Annotated in this window: 11 protein-coding genes; 7 read left to right on the forward strand and 4 right to left on the reverse strand. The window is 67.3% G+C overall.

Going from position 1 to position 12,499, the window contains the following annotated elements:
- Positions 1-25: 25 nt before the first annotated feature.
- Positions 26-925: a fatty acid desaturase gene (locus ACQY5B_RS19345; protein WP_420327874.1), complete on the reverse strand. Its 900-nt coding sequence runs from the start codon at positions 923-925 to the stop codon at positions 26-28.
- Positions 918-1,121, reverse strand: coding sequence for a DUF2061 domain-containing protein (locus ACQY5B_RS19350; protein ID WP_305969475.1), 204 nt, complete (start codon positions 1,119-1,121; stop codon positions 918-920). The genes ACQY5B_RS19345 and ACQY5B_RS19350 overlap by 8 nt, the downstream gene beginning before the upstream one ends.
- 107 nt (positions 1,122-1,228) lie before the next feature.
- Here ACQY5B_RS19350 and ACQY5B_RS19355 point away from each other — a divergent pair, with 107 nt between their 5' ends.
- Complete coding sequence (locus ACQY5B_RS19355) at positions 1,229-2,104, forward strand: helix-turn-helix domain-containing protein (protein WP_420327873.1); 876 nt, start codon at positions 1,229-1,231, stop codon at positions 2,102-2,104.
- A gap of 186 nt (positions 2,105-2,290) precedes the next feature.
- Positions 2,291-3,679, forward strand: a complete 1,389-nt coding sequence (locus tag ACQY5B_RS19360) for a calcium-binding protein (RefSeq protein WP_420327872.1) — start codon at positions 2,291-2,293, stop codon at positions 3,677-3,679.
- A 66-nt stretch (positions 3,680-3,745) separates the two neighbouring features.
- On the opposite strand, the gene ACQY5B_RS19365 is transcribed toward ACQY5B_RS19360, so the two are convergent.
- Complete coding sequence (locus tag ACQY5B_RS19365) at positions 3,746-4,792, reverse strand: aldo/keto reductase (RefSeq protein ID WP_420327871.1); 1,047 nt, start codon at positions 4,790-4,792, stop codon at positions 3,746-3,748.
- Positions 4,793-4,946: 154 nt separating this feature from the next.
- On the opposite strand from ACQY5B_RS19365, the gene ACQY5B_RS19370 reads away from it, so the two are divergent.
- Complete coding sequence (locus tag ACQY5B_RS19370) at positions 4,947-5,543, forward strand: ImuA family protein (RefSeq protein WP_371931732.1); 597 nt, start codon at positions 4,947-4,949, stop codon at positions 5,541-5,543.
- A 78-nt stretch (positions 5,544-5,621) separates the two neighbouring features.
- Positions 5,622-6,857 (forward strand): MFS transporter, encoded by a 1,236-nt coding sequence (locus tag ACQY5B_RS19375; protein WP_420327870.1) that lies wholly within the window; start codon positions 5,622-5,624, stop codon positions 6,855-6,857.
- Here the strand turns inward: ACQY5B_RS19375 and ACQY5B_RS19380 are convergent.
- Positions 6,845-8,119 (reverse strand): MFS transporter, encoded by a 1,275-nt coding sequence (locus ACQY5B_RS19380; RefSeq protein WP_420327869.1) that lies wholly within the window; start codon positions 8,117-8,119, stop codon positions 6,845-6,847. The genes ACQY5B_RS19375 and ACQY5B_RS19380 overlap by 13 nt on opposite strands.
- 187 nt (positions 8,120-8,306) lie before the next feature.
- Here ACQY5B_RS19380 and metG point away from each other — a divergent pair, with 187 nt between their 5' ends.
- The 3 genes from metG (at position 8,307) to truB (ending at position 12,423) form a co-directional block, all read left to right on the forward strand.
- Positions 8,307-10,019 carry a methionine--tRNA ligase gene (gene metG, locus ACQY5B_RS19385; protein WP_420327868.1) on the forward strand — a complete coding sequence of 571 codons (1,713 nt, stop codon included), beginning with the start codon at positions 8,307-8,309 and terminating at the stop codon, positions 10,017-10,019.
- A gap of 120 nt (positions 10,020-10,139) precedes the next feature.
- Entirely contained in the window at positions 10,140-11,459 is a 1,320-nt protein-coding gene (locus tag ACQY5B_RS19390; RefSeq protein ID WP_420327867.1) for an MATE family efflux transporter, read from the forward strand.
- Between the two features lie 52 nt (positions 11,460-11,511).
- Positions 11,512-12,423 carry a tRNA pseudouridine(55) synthase TruB gene (gene truB, locus ACQY5B_RS19395; RefSeq protein WP_420327866.1) on the forward strand — a complete coding sequence of 304 codons (912 nt, stop codon included), beginning with the start codon at positions 11,512-11,514 and terminating at the stop codon, positions 12,421-12,423.
- Positions 12,424-12,499 lie beyond the last annotated feature (76 nt).

A 12,499-nucleotide genomic window follows, 5' to 3' on the forward strand; every position in this document is an offset into this window, starting at 1 on the left:
AAGCGCAACGCGCCCCGGATCAACGTCAGCCCCGGGGCCAAAGCGGATGCGGCACCGGGTCCTTGGCGCGCAGGAAGTAGCGCCGGAACACCTCGGCGTAAGAGCCATAGCGATAGCCGCCGTTGCGCGACAGGTAGCGTTCCGGGTTCCGGCGGTACATCACCGGCAGCCGATACCAAGGCACCATCGCGTGCATGTGGTGCACAACGTGCAGGTTGTTGTTGAGAAAGATCAGCGCCAGCGGCCCGCGATCCTCGATGATGACGGTGCGCCCGCGCGCGTCCTCATGGGCGCGGTGCTCCAGGAAGGTGCGGATCTTCAGGATCGACAGCGCCGCGTAGGTGCTGAGCAGGAAGGCCCAGGCCGGCATCTGCCCCAGCGCCACCATCCACCAGGCCACAACGGCCACCGCCGGCACATGCAGCGCCCAGCCCAGCAAGACCCGCCGATCCCCCCGCAGCACGGCGCGCAGGTCCGACCGCGCAAAGGCAAGCGTCCCCAGCAGCGGCCCCAGCAGCATCCGCCCCGCAAGCGTGTTGTTCACCTGCATCACCATCCGCGCCATGCGCGGCAGACGCTGCCAGGACTTGGGATCCAGGAAATTGCTCTCGGGGTCGTCATAGGGATCCGTCAGGATCGAGTCGCGGTGATGCGCCAGGTGGGTGTCCTTGAACCGCAGGTAAGGCACCACCAGCGACAGCGCCGGAAAGACCAGCGCCCCGTTCCAGAAGCGCGACCGGAAGGGATGCCCGTGCAGCATCTCATGCGTCAGGGAGGAATGCAGCGCCGCGCCCAGCGTCACCAGGACCATGCCCAGCGGCAGCCAGACCGCCGCCGCCCATGTCGTCCCCAGCGCCCAAAGCGCATAGCACGCGGCCAAGAGCGCCAGCGTCGGCCATTCCAGCCCGCGCAGTCGCTCAGACATGACGCCCCCAGCGAATGCCCGACCAGACACGCTCGTAGACCAGGTAGGACAGGAACCCGATCACGGCGTTCACCACCGCCATCCCGCCCCCGAGTGCCAAAGAGCCTGTAAAGGCCAGGCCCACCCCGGCCATCATCACCAGCCCCAGTGCCGTCCACAGGACGGATTTCACAAGCGTACGCGCCCGCGTTTCCATAGAACCTCCGAATGTATTGATCACGGGGCCAAGGTAACGGGCGCGCAAGCGGGGTGGCATCCTGTCTATGGTTCACATTTCTCGCATTCCGTGACAAAAATCACTATATGAGCAAGATTATCGACAAGCGGGCGCGCGCGGACCTGCTGCGCAAACGGCTGGCCGAGGCGATGCAGCGGGCGGGGTCGAACCAGACCGCGCTGGCGCGGGCCGTGGGCGTGGACCGCTCGACCATCTCGCAACTGCTCAAGGACACCGGCGCGCGCCTTCCCAACGCCCAGCTTGTCGGATCCTGCGCGCAGGCGCTTGGCGTGTCGTCGGACTGGCTGCTTGGCCTCTCGGACCGACCGGAATCCGCCGCCGACCTGCTGGCCACCTCCCTGACCCTGACAGAGGCGCCCCGGGCACTGGTGGATGAACAGATCTTTCGCTGGCACCGCGAGGCGGAGGGCTACAAAATCCGGCACGTTCCCGCCGCCCTTCCCGACATGCTCAAGACGCGGGCGGTGCTGGAATGGGAATACGGGCCGCACCTGGGCCGCACCACCGAACAGGCGATCAACGCTTCCGAGGACCGGCTGGACTGGATGCGGGCCTCGAAATCCGATTATGAAATCGCCTTTCCGCTCTACGAGATCGAGAGTTTCGCCGAAGGCGTGGGCTATTACGCCGGCATCCCGGCAGAGGTCCGGCGCGCGCAACTCAGGCAACTGGCCGAACTGAGCGCCACGCTCTACCCGCGGCTCCGGATCTATCTCTTCGACGCCCGACGGCTCTATTCGGCGCCGGTCGTGGTCTTCGGGCCGCTTCTGGCGGTGCTCTACCTGGGCCGCAACTACCTGGCCTTCCGCGACACCGAACGCGTGACCGCGATCACCCGGCATTTCGACCACCTCGTTAAAGAGGCCAGCATCACCGCCCGCGCCCTGCCCGACCACGTCACGGCGCTGGAGGCAAAGGTGGGGCATGATCCGCCCGGGTGAGGGCCCCGGTGATCTGGATCACCCGAAACCGCTGCCATCCGGATTCATTATGTGCAAGCATCTGCACCTGCCACCTGTTCACGCGGCGACGTGATTTGCGTCAACGCGCCAACCCGCACGGGCCATCGGCCGGACAGGGGCGAGGCAATTAATTGGTAACGACATTGGTAAACAGGAGAGTCCGCCATGGCCAGTTTCACGATCACCAGCAATACGACAACGAACCAGGACCTCAGCTCTGGTGAAACCGGATTTGTCTCCGTACTTGGGTCCCTGTCCTCTACGAGCGGCGATGCCATAGACGCAACCGGAGAAGTCAGGATCACCGTTCTGGGCGCCGTGCAGGCCTTCTCGGGGCAGGCGATCGACATCAACAGCGGGACCAACACATTCCTCGAGATCGGCCAGGCAGGCTACGTCGGGTCCAGCACCTCGGATGCGATCAACGCCACGTTGTCGACGACCGGCAATGTCGTCAACTTCGGCACCATCCAGTCCGATTCCGACGCGATCGACCTGCGTACAAACGATGGGGCGGCGGTGATCCGGGTCGACAACCACGGCCATATCTCGGCGCGCAGCGACGGCCTGGTGCTTTATTCCGGCACCGGTGTCGTCACGGCCATCAACACAGGCACCATTACCGCGCAGGATACGGGGGTCTTCACCGACTTTTCCGCTGCGTCCGGCATCACCGCCCTGGACAACAGTGGCGTGATCCAGGGACTGACCCGGTCCTACAGCGGCAGTGGCGCCAACGACGTCATCCGAAACGCCGGAGAGATGATCGGCGGAATCGATCTGGACGACGGCAATGACAGGTACGAAGGAGGCAGCGGCAAGGCAGTCGGCACGGTGTCGGGCGGCGCAGGGCTCGACACGCTGGCCGGCGGCGCCTTCACCGACGAATTCTCCGGCGGCAACGATGACGACACCCTGCTTGGTCGCGGCGGCGACGATTTCCTTGCCGGCGATGCCGGCAATGACGCGATCCTTGGTGGCGCGGGCAACGATTCCATTGACGGCGGTTTCAACGACGACACCATCAATGCCAACGCCGGCGACGACAGCGTTGACGGCGGCACCGGCAACGACATCCTCGTCGGCCAGGACGGCAGTGACGTCCTGAATGGCGGTGACGGGCTGGACACCATCGACGGCGGCAATGGCGACGACACGCTCGAAGGCGGCGACGGCAACGACATCCTGCGCGGCCGCGCGGGCGAGGATGAGCTGGCCGGCGGTCTCGGGCGCGACTTCCTCACCGGCGGACAGGATGCGGACAGTTTCGTGTTCCGCAGCACCGCCGAAACAGCGGTGGGCGCGAACCGCGACCAGATCCTCGATTTCGAACAGGGCATCGACCTGATCGTCGTGGCCGGGCTTTCCCCGGGTGTCTTCGAGTTCCGCGGCACCGCCGGCTTTGCCCCGTCCGGCAACGCCGAGCTGCGCCTTCTGGAAACCGCCACGGGGTCCACGATCGTGCAACTCGATGCCAATGGCGACGGCACCGCGGACGCCGAGATCCGCGTGGCCAATGTCACCGGCCTGACGGCGGATGACTTCGTGCTCTGACCTGCGCCCTTCCGCCCCCGTCACCCGCAGGCTGTCCAAGGCCGGACAGCCTGCGAAGCGCGTGGCTCAATAGGGCATCGGATGCGCCTTGTGGACCTCGTCCAGGCGTTCCAGCAACTCGTCGGACAGTACCAGGTCGCTGGCCCCCAGCAGGTGCTCCAACTGGTCCATCGTGGTCGCGCCAAAGATCGAGGAGGCCACGAAAGGCCGCCGCGCCGACCAGGCCAGCGCCATGTGCACCGGGTCCAGGCCAAACTCCCGCGCCACGCCCAGATAAGCCTCCACCGCCTCGAAGACACGCGGGTTCAGCCGTCCGCCCATCGTCTCGTTCAGCGACATGCGCGAGCCCTCGGGCACCGCGCCGCCCTGGTACTTGCCGGTCAGGAACCCGGCGCCCAGCGGCGAGAAGGGCAGCAGGCCCACCTCCTCGTAGACCATCAGTTCGGCCAGGTCGGTATCGGCCAGCCGGCACAGCAGCGAGTATTCGTTCTGGATCGAGGCCACGCGCGGCCCGCCGACCCGCTCCGCCGCCTCCAGCCACAGCGCCGTGCCCCAGGCGCTTTCGTTCGACAGGCCGAAGGCGCGGATGGTGCCGCGTTCGACCTCGGCCTGCAGCGCGCCCAGGCAATCCTCCATGTCCGCCACCACCTGCGCGCGGGTCCAGCCCGATTGCGAGGGGTCATAGCGCCAGTTCTTGCGAAACATGTAGCTGCCCCGGTTCGGCCAGTGGAACTGGTAGAGGTCGATGTAATCGGTCTTGAGCCGTTTCAGCGCCTCCTCGACCGTGTCGCGGATCGTCTTCGAGGTGATCGGCGCCCCGTCGCGCGCCATGCTGCCCTCGCCGGAATGCTTGGTGGCCAGGATCCACTCCGATCGGCGGCCCGAGGCGGCATTCCAGTCGCCGATGATCTCCTCCGTCCGGCCAAGGGTTTCGGCCCGCACCGGGTTCACCGGGTACATCTCGGCGGTGTCCATGAAATTGATTCCGGCCTCCAGCGCCCTGTCGATCTGGCGATGGGCCTCTTCGGGCGGGGTCTGGTTGCCGAAAGTCATCGTGCCCAGGCACAATTCGGACACCATCAGGCCGGTGCGGCCCAGCGGGTTCATCTTCATGGGAAAGGCCCTTGTCTGAAATCGTCGGTCGGGCGCCAAAATGACAGGCCCAGCCGGGATGGCAAGAGGCACCGATCCCGGCGCATTTCCGTCGGGCAGGCCGGACTCCGCGCTTGAGAACAAAATGAGAACACGTTAATCTTGCCGCATGACGATGGCCTCTGCCCTGCTCACCCGCCGCCCCCATGCGCCGCCCCCCGCGCTGGTTCTGTGGCGCGACATCCTGCTGCCGCTTGCCCGCGTGCACGAACTCTGCGGCCAGGCCCGGCGCACGCTGGCGCTGCACGTCGCGGCCCAGGCGGGCGGGCCGGTGATCTGGATCACCCGCCGCCACAGCCCGGATCAGCTCAACCCCTGCGGCATGCAGGCGATCCTGCCCCCGGGAGAGGTGATCTTTGCCGCCACCGACCGCCCCGACGACAGCCTCTGGGCGATGGAAGAGGCGCTGCGCAGCGGTGCGGCGCCGGTGGTGGTGGGGGACCTGGCTGACCCACCCCCGATGACCCCGGTGCGCCGGCTGCACCTTGCGGCAGAGGCCGGGGCGGGCATGGGGCTGTGCCGCCCGCTGGGGCTGATCCTGACGCCCGGCGCGGGCGGCGCGCCGGGGGTCGAGACGCGGCTTCGCTGCGATCCCCTCCATGCACCTGAACAGACCGCCTGGCGCATAGACCGGCTGCGCGCCCGGATGCAGCCGCCCAGAACCTGGCGGCTGGAGGGGGGAAAGCTGCACGACTGGCCCACCCCCGACTAGTGGACGCCACGGCCGAAACGACAAGATTTTGTCGCGAAGCCACCTGACTTCTGCCGCCCGAGCGGGCAGAAACACCCCATGCGCCTGATCATCTCCTTTGCCTCGCTCTTTCTTTCGGTCATCCTGTTGCAGCTTTCCTCGGGCAGCGTCGGCCCGCTCGACGCGCTCTCCGGGCTGGCGCTGAACTTCACGACAACGCAGATCGGCCTCTTGGGCTCGGCGCATTTCGCCGGGTTCTTCATCGGTTGCTGGTGGGCGCCGCGACTCATGGGGTCGGTGGGCCATTCACGCGCCTTCGCCGCCTTCACGGCCCTCGGCACCATCGGCATCCTTGGCCACGTCCTGGTGGAAAACCCCTATGCATGGGCGACGCTGCGGATCGGCCAGGGGCTCTGCGTGGCAGGCTGCTACACGGTGATCGAGGCCTGGCTGCACGCCAAGGTCACGAACGAGACCCGGGGCCGCGCCACCGGCGCCTATCGCCTCGCCGACCTCGTCGCCTCGCTGAGCGCGCAGCTGATGATCTCGATCCTGCCGCCCGCGCATTACGTCAGCTACACGCTGCTGGCACTGCTCTGCACCGCCGCCCTGTTGCCGCTGACGCTGAGCCGCCTGCGCCCGCCGGAAACCCCCGACGCCCCGCGCCTGACCCCGGGCCTGGCCTGGGCGCGCTCGCCCCTCGCGGTCGCCGGGGTGCTGGTGGCCGCGCTGTCCAGTTCCTCGTTCCGCATGGTCGGCCCGCTCTACGGCACCGGCGTCGGGCTGGAAACCGCGCAGATCGCCTTTTTCCTCGCCTCCTTCGTGGCAGGCGGGGCGCTGGCGCAATACCCGGTGGGCTGGCTGGCCGACCGCTATGACCGGCGGTGGGTGCTGGTCTGGCTGTCGGTCGCCGCCATCGGCAGTTGCACGTTAACCGCGCTGGCCACGGGCCTGCCCACCCTCGGGATCATGCTGACCGCCGCCATCTTCGGCCTGACCACCTTTCCGATCTTCTCGATCGCCGCCGCCCACGCGCATGACTTTGCCGCCAGCGAGGAACGCATCGCCCTGTCTGCGGCGCTGATGTTCTGGTTTGCCGTGGGCGCCATCGCCGCGCCCTGGTTCGCCTCGGCCCTGATCGAGCTTTACGGCCCGCCCGCGCTTTTCGTCATGATCGCCGCCGGGCACGCGCTGCTGGTGGTCTTCGGCCTGGTCCGGATGGGCAGGGGCCGCGCCAGGGAAACCCGCACGCGCTATATCTATACGCCGCGCTCGACCTTCCTGGTGGGGCGCCTGCTGTCAGGCTTCCGCGACCGCCCGGATCAGGATGACTGATCCGTCGCCGCCTCATGCTCCGCCTCGGCCTCGGCCTGGTCGACCGCCCATGCCCCGGCCGCTTCCAGCGCCACCGGGGACGAGGTCGGCAAGACACCCAGGTAGCTGTCGGTCTCGTCCACCGGAACCCCCGGGCGCTGCGTCATCCGCCACCCGGCATAGCCGGTGATCGCCGCGAAAAAGCCCAGCGTCACCAGCCAGAATCCCTCGGCCCCGACCCATTCCATGACGGCACCGGCCGCCAGCGGCCCGAAAATCGCGCCAAGCCCGTAGACAAAGACAAGGCCGCCAGAGGCCGCAGGCATGTCCTCGACCTGCAGATAGTCGTTCGTGTAGGCGATGAAGAGCGCGTAAAGCGGCGTCGCCACCCCGCCCATGAGAAAGGCCGCCGCCATCAGGATCCTGATCTCGCCGGCGACATAGCCCAGCCCGCAGGCCGCCCCCCCGAACAGCGCAGCGCCAAGGATCAGCAATCGCCGGTCCATCCGGTCCGACAGCCAGCCCACCGGATATTGCAGCACCAGGCTCCCGGCAAAGCTCATCGCCACGAACAGCGCGGTCTGCGAGGTGCTCATGCCGATCTGCGTGGCATAGACCGCCCCCATGCCCGACTGCGCCGCAAAGACGCCGCCCAGCAGAAAGATCCCCACCGCCGCAAGCGGCGAATTGCGATAGAGCGCGATCAGCCCCATCGGCTTGGCCAGTTCCGTCGCCGGGGCCGGCTGCACCGACAGCAGGATCGGCCCGAAGGACAGCGAGACGAGGATCGACGCGCCGATGAACAGCGCCGCGCTGGCCGCATCCCCCACGGTCAGCAGACCCTGCGCCGCGATGACACCCAGCGTCTGCGCCAGCATGTAGGCCGACAGCACCTTGCCGCGGGTCTCGTTGGTGGCCGCGTTGTTCAGCCAGCTTTCGGCGGTGACATAGACGCCCGACATGCAGAACCCCACGAGGATCCGCAGGATGGTCCAGGCCCAGGGTTCGGCGATCAGGGGAAAGGCGATCAGCCCGGCCGACATGAAGCTGCCCAGCGCGGCAAACACACGGACATGCCCGACGCGCCGGATCATCCCCGGCGACAGCCGCGCGCCCGACAGGAACCCGACGAAATACCCCGAGGTGACAATCGCCAGCTCGGCCGGCGAAAATCCTTCGATCCCGCCGCGCAAACCGATCAGCGTGAAATGCATCCCGTTGCCGATCATGATGAATACCATGCCGACAAGCAGGGCCCAGACCCCCGACAAAACCTGCAACATCACCCTGGTTCCTTCGCGTCAGAGGCTCGTTTCACCCGGCCCCGCCTCGCACGGGGGCGGGGGGCGATTCCGTCGCTGCAGCGCCGCATCGCGGTCTGTTTGCGACAAAGCGGGAGCGCCCTCTGGTCCTCGGGCCGCTTGGCGGCTAAACCGTGCGCAAACCCCGGTTCTGACAGAAGCGCACATCATGGCCCGACATCTCATCACCTCTGCCATTCCCTACATCAATGGCATCAAGCACCTGGGCAATCTCGTCGGCTCGCAATTGCCTGCCGACCTCTATGCCCGCTACCTGCGCGCCCGCGGGCACGAGGTGCTGTATCTCTGCGCGACCGACGAACATGGCACCCCCGCCGAACTGGCCGCCGCCAAGGCGGGCAAGCCGGTTGCCGACTACTGCGCCGAGATGTGGGAGGTACAGTCGAAGCTGGCCGAGGGCTTCCGGCTGTCCTTCGATCACTTCGGGCGCTCCTCGTCCGAGCAGAACCGCAAGCTGACCCAGCATTTCGCCAAGGTGCTGGACGACAACGGGCTGATCCGCGAAGTCTCGGAAACGCAGATGTATTCCAAGGCCGACGGCCGTTTCCTGCCCGACCGCTACATCGAGGGCACCTGCCCCAATTGCGGCTTCGACTCGGCCCGCGGCGACCAGTGCGACAACTGCACCAAGCAGCTCGACCCGGTCGACCTGATCAACCCGCATTCGACGATCTCCGGCTCCACCGACCTCGAGATGCGCGAGACCAAGCACCTCTACCTGCGCCAGTCCGCGATGAAGGACCAGATCGAGGAATGGATCGACACACGGCAAGGCTGGCCCGTGCTGACCACCTCGATCGCCAAGAAATGGCTGAACGACGGTGACGGGTTGCAGGACCGGGGCATCACCCGCGACCTCGACTGGGGCGTGCCGGTGCAAAAGGGCGACGCGCCCTGGCCGGGCATGGAAGGCAAGGTCTTTTACGTCTGGTTCGACGCGCCGATCGAATACATCGCCTGCGGTCAGGAATGGGTCGATGCCGGAAAGGGCGACAACTGGGAACGCTGGTGGCGCACCGACAAGGGCGCCGACGACGTGCGCTATACCCAGTTCATGGGCAAGGACAACGTCCCCTTCCACACCCTCTCCTTCCCGGTCACCATCCTCGGGTCGGGCGAGCCGTGGAAGCTGGTCGATTACATCAAGTCGTTCAACTACCTCAACTACGACGGCGGCCAGTTCAGCACCTCGCGCGGGCGCGGCGTCTTCATGGACCAGGCGCTGGACATCCTGCCCGCCGACTACTGGCGCTGGTGGCTCCTGTCTCACGTCCCCGAAACCTCGGACAGCGAATTCACCTGGGAAAGCTTCCAGTCCGGCGTCAACAAGGACCTCGCCGACGTGCTGGGCAACTTCGCGTCGCGCGTCACGAAATTCTGCCGTTCGAAGTTCTCCGAGGCGGTCCCCGAGGGCGGCACCCCCGGCGAGGCCGAGGCCAAGCTGATCGCCGACCTGACCGCCAAGGTCCGGGAATACGAAACCCACATGGAGGCCATCGAGATCCGCAAGGCCGCCGCCGCCCTGCGCGCGGCCTGGGTGCTGGGCAACGAATACCTGCAAGAGGTCGCCCCCTGGACCACCTTCAAGACCGACCCGAAACAGGCCGCCGCGCAGATCCGCCTGGCGCTGAACCTGATCCGTCTCTACGCGGTGATCTCCTCTCCCTTCATCCCCGATGCCTGCACCGACCTGCTGAAAGCCATGCACGCCGAGGATGCCGAATGGCCCGACGATGTCGAGGCGGCGCTGACCGCCCTGCCCGTCGGCCATGCCTTCACCGTGCCGGACGTGACCTTCCGCAAGATCACCGACGCCGAGCGCGAGGAATGGCAAGAGCGCTTTGCCGGCAAGCGGGACTGATCCGCGCGCTTCTGCGGAACCGAACCGCCCGCGGCGCGTTCGGTCCGCATGTCGCAGCAAAAAACCCGTGATCTGACCAAGGGGCCCGTTGGACGGGCCCTTTTTCGTGTCTCCGCCCCGATGAGCATCGGAATTCTCGGTGTGCTCTCAGTCGGCCTTGCCGATGCCGCCTTTCTTGCGCGCGCGGGTGACGTGCCGCTGACGGCCATAGGCTTCATCTACCCGGCCATCATCGCGTTGACCTCGCTGTCGATCGGCATGGGCGCCGGCACCTCGGCCGTGGTCAGCCAGGCGCTGGGGCGCGAAAGCGGCTCTGACGCGACCGCCGCGCGCCTCGCCCTGCATTCGCTGATTTTTGCGACTGCGCTGGCCATCGTCGCGGCGCTTGCCTTCTACCTGTCCGCCCCCTGGCTCTTCGAACTGATGGGCGCCCGGGACGCGGTGAAAGAGGCTGTCCTGTCCTATGTCCCCTGGTGGTGCGCCAGTTTCGTCCCCATGGTCGCGGGAATGGGGCTGAACGCGGTCTTCCGCGCCGGAGGAGAAAGCGGCATCGCCGCCACGGTGATGACCCTGCAATCGCTCATCAACATCGCCCTCGACCCGATCTTCATCTTCGGGCTTGGCGCCATTCCCGCACTGGGCACCGAGGGCGCCGGCATTGCCACCTGCATCGCGCGCGTCATCGGCTTCGCGGGCCTGCTGGCCTTCGCCATCCGCAGCGGACGGCTGTCCCTCTCGCGCAACTGCCTGACCGGGATCGGCGACAGCCTTCGGCGCATCGCCCGCATCGGTGGCCCAGCGGCGGCATCGAACGCGATCAATCCTCTGGGCCTGTCTCTCGTGACCTCTGCCGCAGCCACGCTGGGCGATGCCGCCGTGGCCGGCTTTGGCGCCGCCACACGCCTGCAATCCCTGCTGTTTGTGCCGATGCTGGCGCTGTCGTCCGGGATCGGCCCGGTGGTCGGCCAAGCCTGGGGCGCCGAGAAATTCGACCGCGCGCAACGGGCCGTCCACCTGACCTTCCTGGCCTGCCTCGGCTATGGCGCGTTGCTGTCGGGCGCATTGATGTTCGCCGCGCCCTGGCTTGCGACACTCATGACCGATGGCGGCGCGGCCGCGGCGGACGCAACGACCTACCTGCGCTGGGGCAGCCTCGGTTTCTTCGGCTACGGCATCCTCGTCACGGCCAACGCCGCCATGAACGCCCGCGACCGCGCGCTCTGGTCGATGGCGCTTTCGGCCAGCCGGATCGCGCTGGTCTATGTGCCGCTCGCCTGGGCGGGTGCCGCGCTTTTCGGCTTTGCCGGGATCACCGCCGCGTTTGTTCTGGCCAACCTCTGGGCGGTCCTGCTCGCGCTGGTGCTCTGCCGCGCCGCCGGCCTGCTGGACGTGTCGCTGCCCCGGGCCAGCCACGGCGACGGAACCTTCGCCCGCGATTGACAGCCTGTCCGCCGCTTGCTACCCCGCGCGCCTCATCGCACAGGGGCAAGACATGGCACGCAGGCGCAAGGGACGCGACATTTCCGGTTGGCTGATCGTGGACAAGCCCGCGGGCCTGACCTCGACCGCCGTGGTCAACAAGGTCCGCTGGGCGCTGGACGCCAAGAAGGCAGGGCACGCCGGCACGCTGGACCCGGAAGCCACCGGCGTTCTGGCCGTGGCCCTGGGCGAGGCGACCAAGACCGTGCCCTATATCACCGACGCGCTGAAGGCGTACCGTTTCACCGTGCGCTTCGGGCAGGCCACCAACACCGACGACGCCGAAGGCGAGGTCATCGCCACATCCGAGGCACGCCCCTCGGACGACGAGATCAAGGAGGCGCTGCACGGGTTCGTCGGAGAGATCATGCAGGTCCCGCCGCAGTTCTCCGCGGTCAAGATCGATGGCGAACGCGCCTACAAGCGCGCCCGCGACGGCGAGGAAATGGAGATCGAGGCCCGCCCGCTCTGGGTCGAGGAACTGGTGCTGACCGAACGCCCCGATCCTGACACCGCCGTTCTGGAAATGACCTGCGGCAAGGGCGGCTATGTCCGCTCCATCGCCCGCGACCTGGGCAAGGCGCTTGGCTGTCACGGCCATGTCGTCACCCTGCGCCGTCTCTGGTCCGGCCCCTTCGAGGCCGAGCAGGGCATCACGCTGGAGCAGATCGATGCGCTGGCCCGCACGCCGGAGCTGGACACCCACTTGCTGCCGCTGGAGGTTGGCCTCGACGAACTGCCCGAGTTGAAATGCACCGCGCAGGGCGCCGCGCGGCTGCGCAACGGCAACCCCGGCATGGTGGTGCCGGGCGACGTGGAATACGGCGACGAGGCCTGGGCCAGTTTCGAGGGCCGGCCCGTCGCGGTGGGCCGCTTCAAGGCGGGGGAATTGCACCCCAGCCGGGTCTTTAACCTGCCAGAGTGACACGCGCGCCCGGCGCGCCCATGCCGGACCCGGGTTAACGGGTTCTTGCCGCTTTGTACAAAACGCTGGAATCGAC

This window comes from Antarctobacter sp., from assembly GCF_965277915.1.
Lineage (GTDB): Bacteria > Pseudomonadota > Alphaproteobacteria > Rhodobacterales > Rhodobacteraceae > Antarctobacter.

Bases quoted from the DNA above. Each gene is read 5' to 3' on its own strand.
- ACQY5B_RS19355 (WP_420327873.1), top strand. From the start codon at position 1,229: ATGAGCAAGATTATCGACAAGCGGGCGCGCGCGGACCTGCTGCGCAAA.
- metG (WP_420327868.1), top strand. From the start codon at position 8,307: ATGGCCCGACATCTCATCACCTCTGCCATTCCCTACATCAATGGCATC.
- ACQY5B_RS19375 (WP_420327870.1), top strand. From the start codon at position 5,622: ATGCGCCTGATCATCTCCTTTGCCTCGCTCTTTCTTTCGGTCATCCTG.
- ACQY5B_RS19360 (WP_420327872.1), top strand. From the start codon at position 2,291: ATGGCCAGTTTCACGATCACCAGCAATACGACAACGAACCAGGACCTC.
- ACQY5B_RS19365 (WP_420327871.1), bottom strand. From the start codon at position 4,792: ATGAAGATGAACCCGCTGGGCCGCACCGGCCTGATGGTGTCCGAATTG.
- ACQY5B_RS19370 (WP_371931732.1), top strand. From the start codon at position 4,947: ATGGCCTCTGCCCTGCTCACCCGCCGCCCCCATGCGCCGCCCCCCGCG.
- ACQY5B_RS19350 (WP_305969475.1), bottom strand. From the start codon at position 1,121: ATGGAAACGCGGGCGCGTACGCTTGTGAAATCCGTCCTGTGGACGGCA.
- ACQY5B_RS19345 (WP_420327874.1), bottom strand. From the start codon at position 925: ATGTCTGAGCGACTGCGCGGGCTGGAATGGCCGACGCTGGCGCTCTTG.
- ACQY5B_RS19380 (WP_420327869.1), bottom strand. From the start codon at position 8,119: ATGTTGCAGGTTTTGTCGGGGGTCTGGGCCCTGCTTGTCGGCATGGTA.
- ACQY5B_RS19390 (WP_420327867.1), top strand. From the start codon at position 10,140: ATGAGCATCGGAATTCTCGGTGTGCTCTCAGTCGGCCTTGCCGATGCC.
- truB (WP_420327866.1), top strand. From the start codon at position 11,512: ATGGCACGCAGGCGCAAGGGACGCGACATTTCCGGTTGGCTGATCGTG.